This window comes from Halopseudomonas oceani (genome assembly GCF_002903165.1).
Taxonomy (GTDB): Bacteria; Pseudomonadota; Gammaproteobacteria; order Pseudomonadales; family Pseudomonadaceae; genus Halopseudomonas; species Halopseudomonas oceani.
Window position 1 is genome coordinate 271,830 of the sequence record NZ_PPSK01000001.1, and the last position, 21,015, is coordinate 292,844.

At 63.8% G+C, this 21,015-nt stretch carries 17 protein-coding genes; 10 read left to right on the top strand and 7 right to left on the bottom strand.

All coding sequences use genetic code 11. The features are described 5' to 3' along the window. Positions 1 to 19: 19 nt before the first annotated feature. A complete protein-coding gene (locus C1949_RS01335; RefSeq protein WP_229744315.1) occupies positions 20 to 712 on the bottom strand; it encodes a DUF1294 domain-containing protein in 693 nt (230 codons plus the stop codon). Between the two features lie 213 nt (positions 713 to 925). Here C1949_RS01335 and C1949_RS01340 point away from each other — a divergent pair, with 213 nt between their 5' ends. Genes C1949_RS01340 through C1949_RS01355 form a run of 4 tightly spaced genes read left to right on the top strand, consistent with a single transcriptional unit; the run spans position 926 to position 7,603 of the window. Continuing rightward, positions 926 to 2,878, top strand: coding sequence for a TonB-dependent receptor domain-containing protein (locus C1949_RS01340; protein ID WP_104736664.1), 1,953 nt, complete (start codon positions 926 to 928; stop codon positions 2,876 to 2,878). Next, complete coding sequence (gene cobN, locus C1949_RS01345; protein WP_104736665.1) at positions 2,878 to 6,780, top strand: cobaltochelatase subunit CobN; 3,903 nt, start codon at positions 2,878 to 2,880, stop codon at positions 6,778 to 6,780. The genes C1949_RS01340 and cobN overlap by 1 nt, the downstream gene beginning before the upstream one ends. A gap of 14 nt (positions 6,781 to 6,794) precedes the next feature. Next, complete coding sequence (locus C1949_RS01350) at positions 6,795 to 7,298, top strand: MotA/TolQ/ExbB proton channel family protein (RefSeq protein ID WP_104736666.1); 504 nt, start codon at positions 6,795 to 6,797, stop codon at positions 7,296 to 7,298. After that, entirely contained in the window at positions 7,298 to 7,603 is a 306-nt protein-coding gene (locus C1949_RS01355; RefSeq protein ID WP_104736667.1) for a DUF2149 domain-containing protein, read from the top strand. The genes C1949_RS01350 and C1949_RS01355 overlap by 1 nt, the downstream gene beginning before the upstream one ends. Positions 7,604 to 7,606: 3 nt before the next feature. Here C1949_RS01355 and C1949_RS01360 read toward each other — a convergent pair whose 3' ends face one another. From C1949_RS01360 to C1949_RS01370, 3 genes are all read right to left on the bottom strand, one after another. Beyond that, a complete protein-coding gene (locus C1949_RS01360) occupies positions 7,607 to 8,752 on the bottom strand; it encodes a glycerate kinase (protein ID WP_104736668.1) in 1,146 nt (381 codons plus the stop codon). After that, a complete protein-coding gene (locus tag C1949_RS01365; RefSeq protein WP_104736835.1) occupies positions 8,752 to 10,110 on the bottom strand; it encodes a GntP family permease in 1,359 nt (452 codons plus the stop codon). The genes C1949_RS01360 and C1949_RS01365 overlap by 1 nt, the downstream gene beginning before the upstream one ends. 892 nt (positions 10,111 to 11,002) lie before the next feature. Beyond that, positions 11,003 to 12,109: a sugar diacid recognition domain-containing protein gene (locus tag C1949_RS01370; protein WP_104736669.1), complete on the bottom strand. Its 1,107-nt coding sequence runs from the start codon at positions 12,107 to 12,109 to the stop codon at positions 11,003 to 11,005. 95 nt (positions 12,110 to 12,204) lie between these two features. Between C1949_RS01370 and C1949_RS01375 the strand changes: the two genes are divergently transcribed. Then, positions 12,205 to 12,411, top strand: a complete 207-nt coding sequence (locus C1949_RS01375; protein WP_104736670.1) for a PA3496 family putative envelope integrity protein — start codon at positions 12,205 to 12,207, stop codon at positions 12,409 to 12,411. On the opposite strand, the gene C1949_RS01380 is transcribed toward C1949_RS01375, so the two are convergent. Then, positions 12,405 to 13,355 (bottom strand): LysR family transcriptional regulator, encoded by a 951-nt coding sequence (locus tag C1949_RS01380; RefSeq protein WP_104736671.1) that lies wholly within the window; start codon positions 13,353 to 13,355, stop codon positions 12,405 to 12,407. The genes C1949_RS01375 and C1949_RS01380 overlap by 7 nt on opposite strands. Positions 13,356 to 13,572: 217 nt before the next feature. Between C1949_RS01380 and C1949_RS01385 the strand changes: the two genes are divergently transcribed. The 5 genes from C1949_RS01385 (at position 13,573) to C1949_RS01405 (ending at position 19,431) form a co-directional block, all read left to right on the top strand. After that, positions 13,573 to 14,988, top strand: coding sequence for an acetyl-CoA carboxylase biotin carboxylase subunit (locus C1949_RS01385; RefSeq protein ID WP_104736672.1), 1,416 nt, complete (start codon positions 13,573 to 13,575; stop codon positions 14,986 to 14,988). 44 nt (positions 14,989 to 15,032) lie between these two features. Beyond that, positions 15,033 to 16,844 (top strand): sodium-extruding oxaloacetate decarboxylase subunit alpha, encoded by a 1,812-nt coding sequence (gene oadA / locus C1949_RS01390; RefSeq protein ID WP_104736673.1) that lies wholly within the window; start codon positions 15,033 to 15,035, stop codon positions 16,842 to 16,844. Between the two features lie 128 nt (positions 16,845 to 16,972). Continuing rightward, positions 16,973 to 17,680 (top strand): carbonic anhydrase, encoded by a 708-nt coding sequence (locus C1949_RS01395; protein ID WP_104736674.1) that lies wholly within the window; start codon positions 16,973 to 16,975, stop codon positions 17,678 to 17,680. 166 nt (positions 17,681 to 17,846) lie between these two features. After that, on the top strand, positions 17,847 to 18,338 hold the full coding sequence (purE, locus tag C1949_RS01400) for a 5-(carboxyamino)imidazole ribonucleotide mutase (RefSeq protein ID WP_096005017.1): 492 nt from the start codon (positions 17,847 to 17,849) through the stop codon (positions 18,336 to 18,338). A gap of 10 nt (positions 18,339 to 18,348) precedes the next feature. Continuing rightward, entirely contained in the window at positions 18,349 to 19,431 is a 1,083-nt protein-coding gene (locus C1949_RS01405; RefSeq protein ID WP_104736675.1) for a 5-(carboxyamino)imidazole ribonucleotide synthase, read from the top strand. Between the two features lie 76 nt (positions 19,432 to 19,507). On the opposite strand, the gene C1949_RS01410 is transcribed toward C1949_RS01405, so the two are convergent. Then, positions 19,508 to 19,909, bottom strand: a complete 402-nt coding sequence (locus tag C1949_RS01410; protein ID WP_104736676.1) for a hypothetical protein — start codon at positions 19,907 to 19,909, stop codon at positions 19,508 to 19,510. Between the two features lie 88 nt (positions 19,910 to 19,997). After that, positions 19,998 to 20,966 (bottom strand): alpha/beta hydrolase, encoded by a 969-nt coding sequence (locus C1949_RS01415; RefSeq protein ID WP_104736677.1) that lies wholly within the window; start codon positions 20,964 to 20,966, stop codon positions 19,998 to 20,000. Between the last annotated feature and the right edge of the window lie 49 nt (positions 20,967 to 21,015).

The following is a 21,015-nucleotide window of genomic DNA, read 5'->3' on the forward strand; positions in this document are numbered from 1 at the left end:
CCGGTCGTGCGGGTGCTGCTCAGGTTGGCAGCAGCCCGCCCAGCAGGCTGCTGTCCAGCACCAGTCGGTCGAGCCAGACCAGCTGGTGCACGGCAACAATCAGCCAGAACAGCACCTGAAAGGACACCTTGCGGGTCTTGTGGCGAAACAACTGCTGGGCCACCAGCGCGCCCGGCCAGCCGCCCAACAGTGCGGTTATCTGCAGGGTATTCTCCGGCGTGCGCCAGCGCCCTGTCTCGGCGCTGCGTTTATCGAGCCAGTACTGAACAAAGCTGATAACGCTGATCACCCCGTACGCCAGCAGCCACCAGGGCTGCCCCTGGTCCAGCCAGAGTTGCAGACTGCCGACCAGCGGCAGCACGCAGAGCAGCGCCAGCACCACCAACTTGGCACCCCGATTGTGTACCCGATGACGGTGCCGTCCGGTACGGCGCGCGGACCCGCGCGTCGGCGTCGGCGCGCTACGCTCGCGCGGCTTGCGGCGAATGGCCGGACGGTCCAGCGCCAGCCCCTCACCGCGCATGTGCTCGGCCCGTCGGCGCCCCTGTTCGTCGGCGACAGCAACAAAGCGCACCACCATGCCGGTGGCTGGACGGGCATCACCACGCATGACCGAAATATGGGCAAACACCCGTTCACTGCCGTCATCTGGCTGGATAAAGCCAAAGCCTTTGGCGTCGTTCCAGTTAACCAGCTTGCCGCCCTGCTCCATTGCCGCGCTCCTGTTCCCCAGCATTCGTAACAATACTGCCCAGCGCAGCTGCCACAAACCAGACTGATTGCGCGTGACGTCATCATAGCCGGTTTATTTAAGCCACTGACTTTGATTTATTTGTTATGTTATAACGACAAAAAAATATTCTGCAGACACCTCTCCAGCCACACGCATCTGCGTTGGCCAGAAATCAAACAGCAAGGAACAAACATGGAAAACCGTTCAGGGGCCGCCAGTTGCGGTCTGTTCGCGCTTGCGCTGCTGGGGAGCAGCGCCTCGGCAAACAACCTCGCAGACACCAACTCAACGGCTTTGCCCACCCTGGTGGTCACCGCCACCACCACCGAGCGCAGCACCGCCGATGCGCCGGCCAGTGTCAGTGTGGTTGCCGGCGATGACCTGCGCAGCAGGCCGGTCAATGACCTGGCCGACGCGGTGCGCAATACCGTCGGTGTCGATCTGGAAGACCTCGGGCTCGGGCGCCGCGGCGTCTCCATCCGCGGTATGAATTCCGAGCAAACCCTGATGCTGGTCGACGGCCAGCGCATCAGCGCCTCAGCCTCGGGTATCGCCCACTCGGATTTCGAGTTGGGCTGGGTGCCCACCGAAGCCATCGAACGAGTCGAGATCGTGCGTGGGCCCATGTCCTCGCTGTACGGCTCCGAAGCCCTTGGCGGCGTGGTCAACGTGATCACCCGCGCCGCCACCGATGAGTGGCAGGGCTCGCTCAGCAGCAACGCCACCTTCAGCGACAGTAGCCTGGACGGCGAGCAGCGCAAGACCGGTTTCTATCTGGGCGGCCCGCTGGTCGATGGCAAGCTGGGGCTGAACCTGTGGGGCGAATTCCGCCAGCGTGATGCGCTACATGACGCCGCCAACCCGACGCTCAGCCAGCTCGACGAGCAGGACGCGCGCAGCGGTCACCTCGGCCTGAGCTGGACGCCGCTGGACAACCAGCGCATCGACCTTTCGGTCGACGCCGGCAACGAAGAGCAGGACGGCGACCGCAGCTCCAGCGCCAGCCCGCTATACAAAACCCACTACGACGTCGACCGCCGCCGCTACTCGCTGGCGCACAAGGGTGACTGGAGCTGGGGTGACAGCCAGCTGCGGCTGTACCGGGCGGAACTGGAACGCAAGGCCTATCGCAGCGATGGCGCCGACGCCAGCGGCCCGAACACCTTCACCGACACCGTGCTGGATGGGCGCATCGGTCTTGCGCTGGGCGAGCACCAGTTGCTGACCTTCGGGGCAGAAACCCGCCGCGAGGAACTGGAAGACCCGACCGTCAACCGGGGTGGCAAGGCCGAGCAGGACCACTACGCCGCCTTCGCGCAGAATGAAATCTGGTTCAACGAACAATGGGAGCTGGTGCTGGGCGCACGCGTCGACCGCCACGAGGACTTCGGCTGGGAAACCAGCCCGCGCGGCTATCTGATGTTCCACCCCAGCGATGCCCTGACCCTGCGCGCCGGCGTGGGTCACGGCTTCAAGGCGCCGACGCTGAAGCAGTTGTCGCCCGAGTACGAGTCGCGCGCGGCCATGGGTGGGCGCGGCATCATCCGCGGCAACCCCGAGCTGGAGCCGGAAACCAACCAGTCCTTTGAGCTGGGCGCCGAGCTGGATCAGGGCCGCTGGATGGTCGCCGCCACCCTGTTCCGCAACGACGTCGACAACCTGATCGAGACCATTCGTCTGCCTACCTGCGACGTACCGGGCCGCGTCTGCCTGGAGTACGACAACATCGCCGAAGCGCGCCTGCAGGGCCTGGAGTTGAGCGGCCGCGTCACCTTGCTCGACCCGCTTAGCCTGAGCGCCAACTACACCTATCTGGACGCCGAAAACCGGGTCACCGGTGAGCGTCTGGCTGACCGTTCCCGCCACCGCGCCAACGCCAGCCTGGATTGGGACCTGACGCCGACAATCGGCACCCGACTACAGGCCCAATACCACAGCTCGCAATTCCGCTCGGCCAGTGAGCCGGATAGCCCCGGCTATACGCTGGTGAACTGGTACCTAGACTACGCCGTCACCCGCAACCTGAGCCTGCACACCGGCATCGAAAACATCGGCGATGAGCGGCTGGCCAACGACGACCCGGACGACTATGACCGCGTCGACAGCGGCCGCCGTTACTTCGCCGGCCTGACGGTCAGCTTCTGATGCGCGGCGACTACCCAATCCGCCGCAGCCTCTGCGCGCTGCTGTGGTTGCTGGTGGCGGGCATGGCGCAAGCACAAACACAGGGCGCCAGCGTCCTGGTGTTGCACAACAGCTTTGTCTCCGGCGAGAAATTCCAACTGCTGCAACCTCTGGCGGCGCAGCGCGATGTCGCGCTGCAGCACCTGAACGTCGAGAATGCAGACAGCGAGGCGCTGCAACAGGCGCTAGAGAACAGTGCGCTGGTGGTGTTGGACGTGCCTCGCCCCAGTGATCGTGCACAAGTCAGTCGGGCACTTGAAGCCCGGCAAGATCTGCCGCCACAGCTGACCATCGGCGGTGGCCGCCCACTCTGGGAGCAGCTACCACCCAGAGTGGCTGGCCCGCTGGTGGCGCTCTACGCCGCGGGCGGCGAGTCCAACTACACCCGCTTCTTTGCCCTGGCTGCCGCCATTCAACGCGGCGCGCCGGTCACGCCTGAGTTACTTGCCCCGCCCGAGCAGCTGCCGTCCACCGGGTTTTATCACCCGCAGGCACCCGAGCTGTTCAGCACCCTGGCCGACTATCTTGACTGGGCTGATCAGCGGCTTCCCAATGCCAAGGGACGCATCGCTTACCTGATCCACTCGGGCATGGTCGGAGATATGCTGACCCGCGAGCTGGACCAACTGATCGCCCGCAGCGAGGCCGCCGGTCTGCAGCCGGTGATGTTCTGGTTCGACGGCAACGCCGAGGGCGGCCTGACCGAATTGTTCGCCGGCCAGTCGATCGACGCACTGGTCAACCTGACCCACATGCAGAACGGCTCGGCGCGCAGCGCCGATTTTCTCGCCCTCGACGTGCCGGTCATCCAGACCCTGCGTTTTCGCGAGGGCGAAGCAGCCGACTGGCCTGACGCGGTCAGCGGTGTCGCTGCGCGCACCACGGCGGTGTTTCTGGCCGGGCCTGAAGGCTGGGGCGTCAGCGATCCGCTGGTGCTGTCGGCCACCACCGACGGTGTCGACGACCTGCTGCCCGCGCAGGCCGACGCACTGATCGCCAAACTGCAGCGGCTGGTTGCCCTGCGCCATACCCCGGCGGCGGACAAGCAGCTGGCACTACTATTCTGGAACTACCCGGCCGGGGAGAAGAATCTCGGCGCCTCCAACCTCAATGTGCCGCGCAGCATCGTCTCGATCCAGCAGGCGCTGCGGGCCGAGGGGTATCAGGTAGGCGAGCCAGCCAGCGAGCAACAGGTGATCGAGCATGCCCAGCGCCTGCTCGGCGCCCTGTACGGCAGTGTCACCCCCGAGCAGTTGCTGGCCGAGGGGCTGGCCGTCAGCTATCCGGTTGCCGACTACCAAACCTGGCTGGACAGCCTGCCCGCCCGGCGCCAGCAGGCCTTGGCCGCCCAAGGCCCGCCCGCGCAACACCCGGCCGTGCGTGAAGTGAACGGCGAGCCTGCGTTTATCCTGCCGGCCTGGCAGCTGGGCCACCTGCTGCTGATGCCGCAAATGCCGCGTGGCGGCGAACCCGGCAACTATCACAGCCAGGACAGCACGCCCGATCACCGCTATCTGGCCGCCTACCGCTACCTGCAAACCCGCGCCGGCACGGATGCGCTGATCCATCTGGGCACCCACGGCACCCAGGAGTGGCTGCCGGGCAAGGACCGCGGCCTGGCAGCGGATGACTATCCCTGGCTGGCGGCGGGCGATTTGCCGATCTTCTACCCCTACATTCAGGACAACGTCGGTGAAGCCATCCAGGCCAAGCGCCGCGGCCGCGCCGTGACCATCAGCCACCAGACCCCGCCCTTTGCACCGGCCGGCCTGTATGACCAGATGCGCGACCTGCACCACCTGATCCACGAGCACGAACAGCTGGATGAAGGTCAGGTGCGGGACACCGTGCGCGAGCAGATCCGCAGCAGCGCCATCGAGGCCAACATGCACGCAGACCTGGGCTGGAGCGAGGAGCAAACCACCGCCGATTTCGACGGCTTTCTGCAGGCCCTGCACGATCATCTGCACGAGCTGGCGCGCACCGCCATGCCCCTCGGGCTGCATACCTTCGGTCAACCGGCCAGCACCGAACACCGCATGATTACCCTGATGCAGCAGTTGGGCGCGCCCTTCTATGCGGCACTGGGTACCGATCGGCTGGAGCTGTTTGCGGTCGAGCACGAGGCGCTCACCGCCACTCCGGCCTACCGCGCGGTCGAGCAGCTGCTGGATGAACAGGCGAGCACTTACCTGCCCCCCGAAGTAGCCGCCTTTGCCGAACGCGCGCGCCAGCTGGACCGGCAATTGCGCAATACTGGCGAGAATGAGGCGCTGCTGGCCGGGCTGGCCGGTCGCTTTGTCGCGCCGGGCTCGGGCGGCGACCCGATCCGCAACCCGGATGTGCCCAGCGGCCGCAACCTCTATGCCTTCGAGGCCGACAAGATTCCGGCCCGCGCCGCCTGGGACAGCGGCGCTGTCGCCTACCAGCAGCTGGTCGACGCTTTCCGCGCTGAACACGACGGCGCCTGGCCCGAAAAGCTGGCCTTCAGCCTCTGGTCATCGGAGGCCATCCGCCACCTCGGCGTGACCGAAGCCCAGGTGCTGCACGCGCTGGGGCTGCGACCGATCTGGGATGACGGCGGCCGGGTCACCGCGCTGGAGATCATTCCGGCCAGCGAGCTGGGCCACCCACGCAGCGATGTGGTGGTACAGGTCACCGGCGTCTACCGCGACCAGTTTGACCACTTCATGCGCCTGCTCGACGACGCCATCGTCCGGCTGGCCGAGCTGGACGAGCCGGGCAACCCGATTGCCGCCAACAACCGCCGCATCGCCGCCGAGCTGCAAGCCCAGGGCATGAGCGTCGAACAGGCCGCTGAAGCCGCCGGCTACCGCATTTTTGGCAACGCCCCCGGCGAATACGGTACCGGCGTGCCTGATCTGACCATGGCCTCGACCGAGTGGGATGACGATGCCGTGCTGGCCGAGCAGTTCCTCGCCAGCAACGGCTACGCCTTTGGTAATCGGCAATGGGGTGAGGCCAGTGGCAACACCAATTTACTGGCATCGCAGCTGCGCGGCACCCAGGCAGCCATCATGTCACGCTCCTCCAACCTGCATGGCGTGCTGTCCACCGACCACCCGTTCGAGTTTCTCGGCGGCTTGTCGGCTGCCGTGCGTCACCTCGATGGCGCCGCGCCCCAACTGCTGATCTCTGACCTGCGCAGCAGCGAGACCCGCACCACCGGTCTGGAGCGCTTCCTTGCCGATGAACTGCGCGTGCGCTACCTCAACCCGCAGTGGATCGAAGGCATGCAGGCCGAAGGTTATGCCGGCACGCTGGAAGTGCTGAAGGTCACCAACAACCTGTTCGGCTGGCAGGCAGTGGACCCGTCGACCGTGCGCGACGACCAGTGGCAGGCGCTGTTCGACACCTACGTCAACGACAGCCAGGCGCTGGGCACCCAAGAATGGTTCGAGCAGCACAACCCCACCGCCCAGGCACAGATGCTGGAACGCATGGCCGAGGCCATTCGCAAGGATTACTGGAACGCCTCAGAGCAGACCCGCGCGCAGCTGGCCGAGCGCTGGCAACAGCTGCAGGACGAATTTGACGTGGCACCCGGCAACCCGGTGACCAGCGCCTTTATCGCCGAGCTGGCGCGCGGCGCAGGCTTCGAGGCACCCGCCAGCAACGAGCCGTCGGCAGCGCGCCCCGAGCTGCCCGAGCAGCCCGAGCAGCCCGCTGCCGCCAGCGAACCCGCAGCGACCCAGCCGGTGCAAGGCCAGGTGCTCGAAGCCGTCGGCGAGGAGCCAGAGCCGGACTACACCGCCTACTGGGCGCTCGCGTTCATGCTGCTGTTGATCGGCGGCGGCGCCCTGCAGCAGACGCGCCGCCCACGCACTTCCTACAACCTCTGACAAGACTGACCGACATGAGCTTTTTTACCGACATTGAACACCTGTTATACGCCGTATCCCGCCTGTTTCTTGCCCCGGTCATGTTGCTCATCGCCCTGGCCCTGGCCTACGCACTGGTGACCCTCGGCGCCTTTGCCGTCGAGGCCTGGCAACGCAGCCGTAACCGTCATCAGGCTGCGCTGTTGCAACAGGCCACCGCAGCCGATGGCACGCCGGTGGCGAGCGATGATCTGGAGCTGTGGATCATGCGCCGGCTGGAATGGCTGCGTGTGGTCTCCCGTACCGCCCCCATGCTCGGGCTGATCGCCACCATGATTCCCATGGGGCCGGCGCTACTGGCACTGGGTAACAATGATGCGCAGGCGGTCGGCCGCAACATGGTCGCGGCCTTCTCGGCGGTGATCCTCGCCCTGCTGGCCGCCAGCCTCTGCTACTTCATGCTCACCGTACGCCGTCGCTGGTTGCTGGAAGACCTGCGCCAGCTGGAGCAGCAGCGTAGCCGCCAAGGGGCAAACTGATGCGCTTCCTGGACGAAGATGACGACGATCCGATGCTCTCGGTGGTCAACCTGATCGACCTGTTTCTGGTGATCATCGGTATGCTGATGGTGGTGATCGCGCAGAATCCGCTCAACCCCTTCTCCGAGGAGCGGGTAGTGGTGGTCGAAAATCCGGGGGAGGACAATATGCGCATTACCGTCAAGGACGGACAGGAGCTGACCCGGTACGAGTCCAGCGGGGAAATGGGCGAGGGTCAGGGCGCACGCGCCGGTGTTACCTACCGGCTGGATGACGGACGCATGATCTACGTGCCAGAAGGCTAAGACTCACCCATTCGGTGCCCGCCCGGCAATCTGCCACAACCGAGCCAGGTCGGCGGCGCGGGCGCTGAGCTGCAGGCCGGCTTCGGCCATGGCCTGCTCCAGACTCAACGGGCCAGGAGCCAGACTGAAGGCGGCACCGATGCCCTCGGCGTAGAGCCGCTGGTAACCCTCGCCAAGACTGCCGGCCAGAGCAATCACCGGCACACCGGCGGCCCTGGCCAGACGCGCCACACCAACCGGGGTCTTGCCATGCAGGCTCTGGCCATCCAGTCGGCCTTCGCCGGTGATCACCAGGTCGGCATCCTCCAACGCCTCAACCAGACCGGCCAGCTCGGCAACCAGCTGCACCCCCGGCTGGAACGCTGCCTTGAGCACCGCACGAGCGGCAAAGCCGAGACCACCGGCAGCGCCGACACCGGGCTGATCGCGCAGATCCTCACCCAGGGTTGCCGCCATCACGTCGGCGTAATGCGCCAGCGCAGCATCCAGCTGTTCAACCTGCGCCGGGCTCGCGCCCTTCTGCGGGCCAAATACCGCCGAAGCGCCACGCGGCCCACATAACGGGTTATCCACATCGGCGGCAACCAACACTTCGACCTGGGCCAGCCGGGTGTCGAGTCCGGTCAGGTCAATATGTCGCAACTGCGCCAGTGCGGCGCCACCCGGCGGCAACTCCTGGCCGTCAATATCCAGCATGCGCACACCAAGTGCGCACAACAGACCGGCACCACCATCATTGGTAGCGCTGCCGCCAAGGCCCAGCACGATGCGCCGTACCCCCGCATCCAGCGCGGCGCGGATCAGCTCACCGGTGCCAAAGCTGCTCGCGCTCAGCACATCGCGTCGCGCCGGCTCGACCCGATGCAGGCCACTGGCCTCAGCCATCTCGATCACTGCCCGCTGGCCAGGCAACAACCCCCAGGTGGCGACGACCCGATCACCCAACGGACCGGCAACCTCGGTCTGTTGACGCTCCCCCCCGGTGGCAGCCAAGACCGCGTCCACCGTTCCTTCACCGCCGTCGGCCATCGGACAGAGCCGCAGCTCGGCATCGGGATAGACCCGCGCCCAACCCGCCGCAATGGCTTCGGCGACGGCACGGGCGCTCAAACTTTCCTTGAAGGAATCAGGGGCAATCAACACTTTCATCAGAGCAGTACCAGGCTCAGCAGCCAAACAGTAATGATCCCGGCAATTCCCTGCATCAGGGTGCCGAGCGTTTGTGCACGGTAAGCGGTGCCCACGCTCATGCGACTGAACTGGGTCACGACCCAGAAGAAGCTGTCGTTGGCGTGGGACACGGTCATCGCGCCGGCACCAATGGCCATCACGCAGAGCACCCGGCCCATTTCACTATCCAAACCCAGCTCCGGCAGCAGCGGTGCAACCAGCGCCGAGGTAGTCACCAGCGCCACCGTGGTCGAGCCCTGTGCCGACTTCAGCGCGGCAGAGACCACAAACGGCATAAACAGGCCGATCCCGAGCGCCGACAGGGTCGCTCCCAGATAGTCACCCAGCGGCGTCACCTTGAGCATCGCGCCAAAGGCACCGCCAGCACCGGTGATCAACAGGATCGGTGCGGCCGCCTGAATGCCCTCAACGACGCGATCATGAAACTCCTGACGTTTGTTGTCCGAGCGCAATAGTGTGCAGGCCAGAGCCAGGCCAACCGCGAGTGCCACCACCGGCTGGCCGAGGAACGCCAGCAGAGTGTAGACGAAGCCCTCGCCCACCGGTTTGGCCGGCAGATTGGCCAGGGTGCCCAGACAGATCAGGCCGATCGGCAGAAAGATCGGCGCAAAGGCCTTGGTCGCGCTCGGCAACACACCGTATTTGGCACGGATCTGGGCGTAGTCTTCAGCGTCCATCACGTGGGCGCCATTGTCTTCCAGCGGAATGTCCTTGCCGATGAACCGGTTGGCCCACCACATGCCGGCAAAAGCCGTCACCAGCGACACCACCAGACCGACCAGAATCACCAGGCCGAGATTGTTTTCCAGGCCCAAATTACCCGCCGCCGCAATCGGGCCGGGGGTCGGCGGCACAAAGGTATGGGAAGCATAGAGCCCGGTCGCCAGCGCCACACTCATGGCGATCACCGAGACCTTCATGCGAGCCGCCAGGGCATTCTTTAGCGAGTTGAGGATGACGTAGCCCGAATCACAAAACACCGGGATCGAAACCAGATAGCCGATGATCGACATGGTCAGCGTCGGGAAGCGCTCCCCCAGCAGCTTGATCACCGTCTCCGCCATGGTGATTGCGGCACCGCTACGCTCGAGAATCACGCCGATGATGGTACCCAGCACAATGACAATGCCGATATAACTAAGGATGCCGCCAAAACCACCGGTGATCGTTTTGACGATCTCCATGGCCGGCACCTGATAGGCGAAACCCGCCAGCAGCGCAGCGGCCAGCAAGGCAAGAAAGGGGTGTAACTTGAGGCGCGATGTCGCCAGAACGATAAAGGCAATCAGGGCGACCAGAATCAGTACCAGACCCATGCTGAACTCCTTTTTATTGTGTTTGCCGCGATGGGCGGCGATGACAACGGCCATTGTCACCCAGCCTGCGGGACAAAAGCCTTATGCCCACGCACAACAATAGACGGGAATTAGCAATGCATTCTTGTTCACCCGCCCAATAGCAATGAACCTGAAACCGGGTAGATCCGCTCTGGTTAGCGGCCCTAGAGCGCAAGGCGAGCATCCAGAGCAAACAGGACGCAGAGCGTCCTGACAAGCGCTCCCACGCGGGAGCGTAGGAACGATCAGTACTTGGATGGTGAAGTGTGCACCCGGGGTTCGTCCCGTTTACGCGGGCGAGTAGCGCAGGGATGACGGGAAAAAGAGCGGCAGCATGTCTGAGGAGCGCAGCGACGAGTTCTGCCGATCCCCGTCAGCCCGAGCAACGCAGCGAACCCGAAGGGCCGCGTAGTCGGGTGCCCGGGGGGATTCAGGGAATCGCTATCCCATTCCACATGCCCTCTGGCGTTCAGGCCGGGCCGCAATCAAGGCGTGGTTTCGAAGGCATGTCGGGACCTGTCGAGAAATCACAACGCAGAGTGCGGACCGGCCTGAACACCCCGCAGGGCGAGTACTCAAGCATGCATCTGACTGCGTTGCGCTGCTTGCCAATAGAACCACTATTGGCTGCACATCGCGCCTTGCATCTACATGCTTGAGCGCTCGCAGAGGGCGTGTGGAATGGGATAGCGCTTCCCCTGGGGGGCCGGGCAAGCGGCCCCCCTTGGCTCGCCGTAAAAGGCGAAAAGCGAGTTATCAGGCAAAAACCCAGCAAGAAAGACAACACCAAACCGGACGCAGAGCGTCCATGCAGGCGTTCCTACGCAAGAGCGAGGGAACGATCATCAACGGAGCAGCAGCCGCCGCCCAGCTACTCCGGAAACAACGCCAACCCAATACTCAACAGCATCCGATCGTTCATGCGATCCAGCTCCAGGCCAGTAATCTCGGCGATGCGATCAAGTCGATAGCGAAGGGTATTGCGGTGCACCTGCAGCTGCGCGGCACAGGCTTGCGCATGACCGTTGTGCTGCAACCAACTGCGCAAGGTCGCTATCAACTGGCCGTTTGCATCAGCCCTACGCAGCGGCTGAATCGGTGCCAACAGCTGCTGCACCGTCCAGCTGCCCTGCTGCTGATGCAGCAGCACCGCCAGCCGAAACTCCGCCAGACTGACCATCCTTTCGGACACCCGCATCTCCTGCACATAGTCACGCAGGTTGATTAGCGCTTCGGTCGCCTCGCGCAGATCCGCCAGCGATTCAACTGCCTCGGCCAGCAGTATCCGCCCCACCGGCCAGTCGCGCTGATCGGCCTGCTCCAGCCAGCTGGGGCGGGGCGCTTGCGGCTTGCCGCTGCGCAGCCAGAGCACCTCGTGCAGCCCCAACGGCAAGATGATGTCGTGCGGGTGGCGGGCGCGCATCTGGGTCACCAGCTGTCCCTGGGAATGCTGATGATCGCTTTCCGCTGCCAGACACAACAGACAGCCCTGTAGCGGCCACTTCCAGCGCATACGCAACCGCTCGGCGTCATCCGCCAGACTGGCCACCGGGTAGCCGCGCTCCAGCAGGTTGACCAGCCAGGCCTCCTGCTGCTGTCCGCGCCAATGCTGTTCGGCCTGCAGCACACTCTGCTCGACCAGCATCTCGGCGGTCATGCGCAGCAACTCGGCAAACGGCCGCACCTGCTCAGGTTCACCGGTAATGCCCAACACACCGACCAGTCGACCGGCGTGCAGCAGAGGCAGATTGATGCCTGGTTTGACGCCCTGCAGACAGGCGGCGGCCTGCGTGTCGAGCGCCACCACCCGCTGATTGGCGAGTACCAGTTGCGCGCCCTCGTGCCGGCTGTCGATGCGCTCGACGTCACCGCTGCCGATGATCACCCCCTGGCGGTCCATCACATTGACGTTGTAGGGCAGGATGGCCATCGCCCGGTCGACGATCTGCTGAGCCAGATGACGGTCCAGTTCAAACATGGTTGTACTCCTCAGCGGCTGTCATCACCGCGTCATGCTGTGGTCGCATGCTTAGCTCGTGAAGCCAGAACACCACTGACTCGGGAGCTGCCAACATGGCCTTTGATCCGGAATTTGCAGGTGATTTCAACTCCGCCGCGGACCAACGTCGCGAACGCCGTCGCAACGAAGACAAAAAGCGCATGGCCTATCGCCGTGCGATCGAAGACTACCGCGAAAGTCAGGCGCTGCAGGCCTCCTTCAGCGACTTTCCCGAGCTGCTCGGGCAGACCGACTTCCATCGCTCACAGCGCCACTACTGAGCCGCAAGCGGCGGTTCGAAGGGTTCTGCCAGTTGCCGAATCAGAGCCTTCTCCTCGCGCAAGAAGGAGAGGAAGGCTTCGGCCACCGGGCTCAGGCGCTTGCCCCGGGCGTGCACCGCACACCAGCTGCGCTTGAGCGGCAGTTCGCTGATATTGAGGCAGACCAGTTCCCCCTGTCGTATCCAGGCCGCCGCTGCATGCCCCGGCACCAGCGCTACCCCCAACCCGGCAATTGCACCCTGCACCAGCGCTTCGGTCGACCCGAGCTGCATGGTCTGTCCGAGATGCACCCGCTTGAGCTGAAGAAACTCGTCACAGGCCTTGCGGATGCCCGAGCCGCTCTCGCGCTGCAGGACCATTTCCTCTTCCAGTCTAGCCAGCGGAATCTGACTCTGCCGCGCGAGCGGATGATCCGCTCGCGCCACTGCCACGATCGGGTTGTTGAGGAACGGGAAGAACTCCAGCGCGCGGTCCGCCGGCACCAACCCCATGATCACCAGATCATCGCGGTTGTCGGCCAGGCGCTGAATGATCTGTGCGCGGCTGGCCACGTCCAGGCGGAAGGTAACCTGTGAATAGCGCTGACGAAACGCCGCCAGCAGATGTGGCAGCACGTACTGCACACTGCTCGCCGCCGCCAGACGCAACTCGCCACGCAGGCTGCCCTCCAGCGTCGACAGGTTCATGTCGAGGCTATCGAGACGGTCAAAGATATCAGCCGTGGTTTCCAGCAGCGATTCAGCGGCTTCGGTCAGGTACAGCTTGCGGCCGACATACTCGAACAGCGGCAGGCCAACCTGCTCTTCAAGCTGGCGTATCTGCAGGCTGACCGCCGGCTGAGTCAGCGCCATGGTTTCGGCCGCACGGCTATAGGAGCGGTGCTCACAAACCGCCCGAAACACCTGCAGTTGACGGAGGGTCATTCGTAGCAAGGATTTGCGCATGGTCTACCTTGAATGGGAAGCCGCTTTGCATGGCTGCAGTATATATAAGTAATTACTTATACATAAGCCAAGTATTATTCATTTCACAGAATAGAGGCGTCCGCTTAGGGTATGCGGGAAACATTTTGCAATGTGTCGCGCCGGGACCACGCATTCCGGTCGCGGTACGCAAAATGTTCAACGCATCCACTCGATCACCCACACGAGGAACGCGTACGTGATCAAGAAAATTCTGATTGCCAACCGGGGCGAGATTGCCGTTCGCATCGTCCGCGCTTGCGCGGAGATGGGCATCACCTCGGTCGCGGTCTACACCGATCCCGATCGCTATGCCCTGCACGTCAAGCGTGCGGACGAATCCTACAACGTCGGCAGCGACCCGCTGGCGGGTTATCTCAACCCGCGCCAGCTGGTTAACCTGGCGGTAGAAACCGGCTGCGACGCCCTGCACCCGGGCTACGGTTTTCTCTCCGAGAATGCCGAGCTGGCGAAGATCTGCGCCGAGCGCGGCATCAAGTTCATCGGCCCGGCGGCCGAGGTCATTACCCGCATGGGCGACAAGACCGAGGCCCGCCGCAGCATGATTGCCGCCGGCGTACCGGTCACCCCCGGTACCGAAGGCAACCTGGCGGATCTCGACGAGGCGCTGCGCGAAGCCGAGCGCGTCGGCTACCCCGTCATGCTCAAGGCAACGTCCGGTGGTGGTGGTCGCGGTATCCGTCGTTGCAACAACCGCGAAGAGCTGCAATCGGCCTACCCGCGGGTCATCTCCGAAGCCACCAAGGCCTTCGGCAGCGCGGAAGTCTTCCTCGAGAAGTGCATCGTCAACCCGAAACACATCGAAGCGCAGATTCTCGCCGACAGCTTCGGCAACACCGTGCACCTGTTCGAGCGTGACTGCTCGATCCAGCGCCGCAACCAGAAGCTGATCGAGATCGCGCCCAGCCCGCAGCTGACCCCGGAACAGCGCGCCTACATTGGCGACCTGGCGGTCAAGGCCGCGCAGGCGGTCGGTTACGAGAACGCGGGCACCGTCGAGTTCCTGCTGGCCGACGACGAAGTGTATTTCATGGAAATGAATACCCGGGTTCAGGTCGAGCACACCATTACCGAGCAGATCACCGGCGTCGACATCGTTCGCGAACAAATCCGCATCGCCTCCGGCCTACCGCTGTCGATCAAGCAGGAAGACGTTCAGCATCAGGGTTTTGCCATCCAGTTCCGGATCAACGCCGAGGACCCGAAGAACAACTTCTTCCCCTCCTTCGGCAAGGTCACCCGCTACTACGCACCGGGCGGTCCGGGCGTGCGGGTCGATACCGCGATCTACACCGGTTACACCATTCCGCCGAACTTCGACTCCATGTGTCTGAAGCTGATTGTCTGGGCCATGACCTGGGAAGAGGCGCTGGACCGTGGCCTGCGCGCGCTGGACGACATGCGCCTGCAGGGGGTCAAGACCACGACCCCGTACTACCAGGAGATCCTGCGTAATGCCGAGTTCCGCTCCGGCGTGTTCAACACCAGCTTCGTGGAAGCCCACCCCGAGCTGCTGAACTACTCGATCAAACGCAAACCCGAGGAGCTGGCGCTCGCCATCGCTGCCGCGATTGCCGCCCACGCCGGACTATGACACTGGCGGCCAGCTGATGGCTTGCCGCTGACGAGGAACAGAGAATGAGCACTACACGCAAAATTACCGTTACCGATACCATCCTGCGCGACGCCCACCAGTCCCTGCTGGCCACCCGTCTGCGTACCGAAGACATGCTGCCGATCTGCGACAAGCTGGATCAGGTCGGCTACTGGTCGCTGGAAGTCTGGGGCGGCGCGACCTTCGACGCCTGCGTCCGCTTTCTGAAAGAAGATCCGTGGGAGCGCCTGCGCACCCTGCGCAAGGCGCTGCCAAACACCCGTCTGCAAATGCTGCTGCGCGGCCAGAACCTGCTTGGCTACCGTCACTACAGCGACGACGTGGTTCGCGCCTTCGTCGCCAAGGCAGCCGAGAACGGTATCGACGTGTTCCGCATCTTTGATGCCATGAACGACGTACGCAACCTCAAGGTCGCCATCGAAGCGGTCAAGGCGGCCGGCAAGCACGCCCAGGGCACCATCGCGTACACCACCAGCCCGGTGCATACCGTCGACACCTTCGTCAAACAGGCGAAAGACATGGCGGCGATGGGCATCGACTCCATCGCCATCAAGGACATGGCTGGTCTGCTGACCCCGTTCGCCACCGGCGAGCTGGTCAAGGCGCTGAAAGCCGAGCTCGACTTGCCGGTGTTCATCCATTCGCACGACACCGCCGGCCTGGCCTCCATGTGTCAGCTCAAGGCAATCGAAAATGGCGCTGACCACATCGACACCGCCATCTCCTCGATGGCCTGGGGCACCAGCCACCCGGGCACCGAGTCGATGGTTGCCGCGCTGAAAGGCACCCCGTACGACACCGGCCTGGATCTGGAACTGCTGCAGGAAATCGGCATGTACTTCCACGCCGTGCGCAAGAAGTATCACCAGTTCGAAAGCGACTTCACCGGCGTAGACACCCGCGTACAGGTCAACCAGGTGCCGGGCGGCATGATGTCCAACCTGGCCAACCAGTTGAAGGAGCAAGGCGCACTGGATCGCATCCAGGACGTGTTTGCGGAGATCCCGCGCGTACGTGAAGACCTCGGCTTCCCGCCGCTGGTCACCCCGACTTCGCAGATCGTCGGCACCCAGGCGGTGTTCAACGTGCTGGCTGGCGAACGCTACAAGACCATCACCAACGAAGTGAAGCTCTACCTGCAGGGCCGTTACGGTCAGGCACCGGGTACCGTCAACGAGAAGCTGCGCCGTCAGGCCATCGGCGGTGAGGAGGTCATTGACGTCCGCCCGGCCGACCTGATCAAGCCGGAAATGGACCGCCTGCGCGGTGAAGTCGACGCCCTGGCCAAATCAGAAGAAGACGTGCTGACCTTCGCCATGTTCCCGGACATTGGCCGCAAGTTCCTTGAAGAACGCGAAGCCGGTACCCTGAAACCCGAGCAGCTGCTGCCGGCGCCGGGTGAAGGCTCACCGGCCGCAACCAGCGAAGGCGTACCGACCGAGTTCATCATCGACGTGCACGGCGAGTCCTACCGGGTTGATATCACCGGTGTCGGCGTCAAGGGCGACGGCAAACGCCACTTCTACCTCAGCCTCGACGGCATGCCGGAAGAAGTAGTGTTCGAGCCGCTCAACGCCTTCGTCGGTGAGGGTGGCAGCAAGCGCAAGCAGGCCAGCGAGCCGGGCCACGTCACCACCAGCATGCCGGGCAATGTGGTCGACGTCCTGGTCAAGGTCGGTGACACCGTCAAGGCCGGTCAGGCCGTGCTGGTCAGCGAAGCCATGAAGATGGAAAGCGAAATCCAGGCGGCCATCGCTGGGACCGTCAAGGCCGTTAACGTCGCCAAAGGCGACCGCGTTAACCCGGGCGAGATTCTGGTCGAAATCGAAGCCTGACGTGCTGCTCTGATACGGGTGGAAACACCCGCTGACATTTAACTGCACCGGTGCCTCCCGGCACCGGTGTCGTCACCAAGAAACTGATCGTCTATCCGTACAGCCCAACTGATGATTGAGACTGCGACATGAATAACGACTCCAGACGCAATGAAAGCGCCGAAGAAGCGCTCAAACAAATCGTCGACGGCTTCAACCGTTTCCGTAACGAGGTTTATCCCGCCCAGCAGGAACTGTTCAAACAACTGGCCCACGAACAGATTCCACGGGCCATGTTCATTACCTGCGCCGATTCCCGCGTCGCGCCGGAGCTGATCACCCAAAGCGCACCTGGCGACCTGTTCGTCTCCCGCAACGTGGGTAACGTGGTACCACCCTATGGCCAGATGATGGGCGGCGTCTCCACCGCCATCGAGTTCGCAGTACTGGCGCTGAACGTACAACACATCATTATCTGTGGTCACTCAGACTGCGGCGCGATGAAGGCAGTACTGAATCCGGAAACACTCGACTCGCTGCCAACCGTCAAGGCCTGGCTGCGCCACGCGGAGGTCGCCAAGATCGTGGTGGAAGACAATTGCGACTGCTGCGACGACAAGCTGACCATGATGACCGAGGAAAACGTCATCGCCCAGTTGCAGCACTTGGCAACCCATCCCTCGGTAGCCTCACGGCTGGCCCGCGGCGAACTGTTTATCCACGGCTGGGTATACGAAATCGAGACCGCGCATATTCGCGCCTACGACGCGGAAACCAATGAGTTCCGCCAGATCGGTGAAGGCCCCGTGCCAATGGCTACACCCCGCGCGCGCTACCCCGGACGCAACACACGCTAACCGACAGGCGCATTACTGCATTTGCCCAATTACGGGTATACTGCGCCGTCTGTTTTAGCGGCAGACCCCACGGGGTCTGCACTCTCCAAGCAAGCCACGCCAGTCCGCTGCCGTGGCTTGTTGGTTTCTGCCGCCACGGCGGCCCTGATGAGCGAGGCACCTACAGATGACCGCACTGGTTGGCGTGATCATGGGCTCCAAGTCCGACTGGTCCACCCTGAGCCATACGGCCGATATGCTTGAGCAGCTAGGCATTCCCTACGAAGTGAAGGTGGTTTCTGCCCACCGCACGCCTGATCTGCTGTTCCAATACGCTGAAGAAGCGGCCGACCGCGGGATCGAGGTGATTATTGCCGGCGCCGGTGGCGCAGCCCACCTGCCGGGTATGTGCGCGGCCAAGACCCATCTGCCGGTGCTCGGCGTGCCGGTCCAGTCGTCCATGCTCTCCGGTGTCGACTCGCTGCTGTCGATCGTCCAGATGCCGGCTGGCGTCCCGGTCGCCACCCTGGCCATCGGCAAGGCCGGTGCGGTCAACGCCGCACTGCTGTCGGCCAGTATCCTCGGCGGCAAGCACCCGCAGTTCGGCAAGGCGCTGCAGGATTTCCGCAGTCAGCAGACCGACAACGTGCTGAACAACCCAGACCCGCGTCAGGCTTGAGGAATCGGATATGAAGATCGGTGTCATCGGTGGTGGACAACTGGGTCGCATGCTGGCACTGGCCGGCACCCCGCTCGGCCAGCAGTTCGCGTTTCTCGACCCAGCCCCGGATGCCTGTGCCCAGGCCCTCGGTGAGCACATCCGCGCCGACTACAGCGACACCGATCACCTCCGCCAGCTGGCAGATGAAGTGGACGTGGTGACCTTCGAGTTCGAAAGCGTCCCGGCCGAAACCGTCGCCTTCCTGGCGCAGTTCGTCCCGGTCTACCCGAACGCCGAGTCGCTGCGCATCGCCCGCGACCGCTGGTTCGAGAAGTCGATGTTTCAGGACCTTGGCATCCCGACCCCGGAGTTTGCCGACATCCAGTCGCAGGAAAACCTCGATGCCGCGGTCAAGCGCATCGGCCTGCCGGCGGTGATGAAAACCCGCACCCTGGGGTATGACGGCAAGGGCCAGAAAGTACTGCGCCACCCCGACGATGTGGTTGGCGCCTACGCCGAACTGGGCAGCGTGCCCTGCATTCTGGAAGGCTTTGTGCCCTTCACTGGCGAGGTGTCGCTGGTTGCCGTGCGTGCCCGCGACGGTGAAACCCGCTTCTACCCGCTGGTGCACAACACCCACGAAAACGGCATCCTCAAGCTGTCCGTCGCCAGCACCGCCCATCCGTTGCAGGCACTGGCCGAAGACTACGTTAGCCGCGTGCTCGACAAACTGGATTACGTCGGCGTGCTGGCCTTCGAATTCTTCGAGGTCGACGGTGGCCTGAAAGCCAACGAGATCGCCCCGCGCGTGCACAACTCCGGCCACTGGACCATCGAAGGCGCCGAATGTAGCCAGTTCGAAAACCACCTGCGCGCCATCGCCGGCCTGCCGCTGGGCTCGACAGCCAAGGTCGGTGAAAGCGCGATGCTCAACTTTATCGGCGAAGTACCGGCCGTCGAGGCTGTCAGCGCCATCAAGCACTGTCACCTGCACCACTACGGCAAGGCCTTCAAAGCCGGTCGCAAAGTCGGCCACGCCACCCTGCGCTGCCCGGATATGGAGGCGCTGCAAGCGCGCATTGCCGAGGTTGAGGCGCTGATCGGCAACTGAGTCAGGCGTCGAGCAGGCAACGAAAAAAGGCGTAGCACCGAGTGCTACGCCTTTTTTATTTACCGCCAGCGCTCGTCTAGCCATTTCCCCGTTGCACGGCGCCCTGGCAAGCGAGATGGTTCGCGGTAGTGACCTTGTCCGGCCGCGCCAGCAAGGCGTCTGCGCGCAGCGATGCCTTGTTCTGACTGTAGGGGCTTCCCATCCGGTTTGGGGAGCCTTCATGCACCCAGATATCACCCCGCTCGCTCTGTTTGAAGTAAAGCGTATTCGATGAACAGGCGCTGCCAGCCGGCATGTACAACGTTGGCACGCCATTGCTGACAGCGATAAAGCGGTATTGCTCGGGTGTGCGATTGGAGTAACCGTAATAGCCATCGGACAGGCCGGTCATCAGTACATAAGTCGGCTGATCGGCCATCGCCTCAGCGGACAGCGTAACAGCGCACACCAGCAGTGCAGTGCCAAATCGCAGGGTCATCGGAATACGTCCTCTTTCGTCTTGAATCCAGCCAGCAGCCTGCCAGATGAGCTGACGGGGGACATCCCCAATAGTTGGTATCCGGGGGTCAATCCGCCATCAACTGCTCGCGCAGGAATCCCACAACCCGCTGCTCGACCGACAGCCTGCTGAAGTCGTCCCCCAGACTGACCGCGCCCATCGGGTAAAAGTGACCAAAGCCCGGCACCCAAGCCTGCCGACGCACTGCACCGGCGCTGTCGAGGGCCCGTGCGACGACGCCGCTGCCACGGATGACTCCAGGCAAGTCGTCCTGACCGACCAACTGCAGCAGTGCTGGCGGCTGCGCGGGCAGATGGCCCGGCAGCAGGTATCCCCAGGTACTGCCCGACAGCGACACTACCGCCTTCACGGGGACGTGCCGGCCGTAGGCGGTATTGATCGCCGTGATGGCGCCGGCCGAGAAGCCGCCCAGCGCTATTCGCTCAGGGTCTACGCCATAGCGCACGGCCTGACTGCGGACGTGACTGACGGCGGTTTCCATATCCTCGCTGGCGCTCAGCAGCGCCTGCCAGAACTCGGCACGCAGCCGGTCATCCATCGGCGGCAGACCGATGGCCTGACGCGCGATGTCGATACGCGCGGTGGTCTGCGGGGTGACGGCCAGCGCCTCCGGCATCAGCCGCTCGGCGTCAATCGGCTTGGCCAGCAGCGGCCGCTCGCCCGCCAGTCGGTATTCGATGGAGAAACAGTTGAAGCCCTGCCGGGCGAAGACCTGACAGTATTCGGCCATGGAGGAGTCCTGCGCCCCATTTTCAGTGAAGCGCTCATCACCCTTGCTGCCCCGCACGAAAGAGCCGCCAAAAGCCATGATCACCGCCGGCCGCGGCGTGTCGTCCGCGGTTGCCGGGCGGTACCAGTCCATGCGCAGATCCCGTTCGACGGGCGTATCGCCGCCGATCAGCCCCCGGCCGTAGACCAGGTCGTAGTCCACGCTGACCTGCTCAGCCGCACTGATCGGCGCGGCCAGCAGCAGGCCGAGGCTCAACCCCGCCAATACCTGATTAACTCGGGTCATCATGACCTCCTGCGTTCTTGTTGTTGTGCGCTGCCGACCAATACTGAAA

What these genes read in the sequence shown, in the direction of transcription:
- C1949_RS01335 (WP_229744315.1), bottom strand. Translation starts at nt 712, where the DNA reads ATGGAGCAGGGCGGCAAGCTGGTTAACTGGAACGACGCCAAAGGCTTT.
- C1949_RS01340 (WP_104736664.1), top strand. Translation starts at nt 926, where the DNA reads ATGGAAAACCGTTCAGGGGCCGCCAGTTGCGGTCTGTTCGCGCTTGCG.
- cobN (WP_104736665.1), top strand. Translation starts at nt 2,878, where the DNA reads ATGCGCGGCGACTACCCAATCCGCCGCAGCCTCTGCGCGCTGCTGTGG.
- C1949_RS01350 (WP_104736666.1), top strand. Translation starts at nt 6,795, where the DNA reads ATGAGCTTTTTTACCGACATTGAACACCTGTTATACGCCGTATCCCGC.
- C1949_RS01355 (WP_104736667.1), top strand. Translation starts at nt 7,298, where the DNA reads ATGCGCTTCCTGGACGAAGATGACGACGATCCGATGCTCTCGGTGGTC.
- C1949_RS01360 (WP_104736668.1), bottom strand. Translation starts at nt 8,752, where the DNA reads ATGAAAGTGTTGATTGCCCCTGATTCCTTCAAGGAAAGTTTGAGCGCC.
- C1949_RS01365 (WP_104736835.1), bottom strand. Translation starts at nt 10,110, where the DNA reads ATGGGTCTGGTACTGATTCTGGTCGCCCTGATTGCCTTTATCGTTCTG.
- C1949_RS01370 (WP_104736669.1), bottom strand. Translation starts at nt 12,109, where the DNA reads ATGTTTGAACTGGACCGTCATCTGGCTCAGCAGATCGTCGACCGGGCG.
- C1949_RS01375 (WP_104736670.1), top strand. Translation starts at nt 12,205, where the DNA reads ATGGCCTTTGATCCGGAATTTGCAGGTGATTTCAACTCCGCCGCGGAC.
- C1949_RS01380 (WP_104736671.1), bottom strand. Translation starts at nt 13,355, where the DNA reads ATGCGCAAATCCTTGCTACGAATGACCCTCCGTCAACTGCAGGTGTTT.
- oadA (WP_104736673.1), top strand. Translation starts at nt 15,033, where the DNA reads ATGAGCACTACACGCAAAATTACCGTTACCGATACCATCCTGCGCGAC.
- C1949_RS01395 (WP_104736674.1), top strand. Translation starts at nt 16,973, where the DNA reads ATGAATAACGACTCCAGACGCAATGAAAGCGCCGAAGAAGCGCTCAAA.
- purE (WP_096005017.1), top strand. Translation starts at nt 17,847, where the DNA reads ATGACCGCACTGGTTGGCGTGATCATGGGCTCCAAGTCCGACTGGTCC.
- C1949_RS01405 (WP_104736675.1), top strand. Translation starts at nt 18,349, where the DNA reads ATGAAGATCGGTGTCATCGGTGGTGGACAACTGGGTCGCATGCTGGCA.
- C1949_RS01410 (WP_104736676.1), bottom strand. Translation starts at nt 19,909, where the DNA reads ATGACCCTGCGATTTGGCACTGCACTGCTGGTGTGCGCTGTTACGCTG.
- C1949_RS01415 (WP_104736677.1), bottom strand. Translation starts at nt 20,966, where the DNA reads ATGACCCGAGTTAATCAGGTATTGGCGGGGTTGAGCCTCGGCCTGCTG.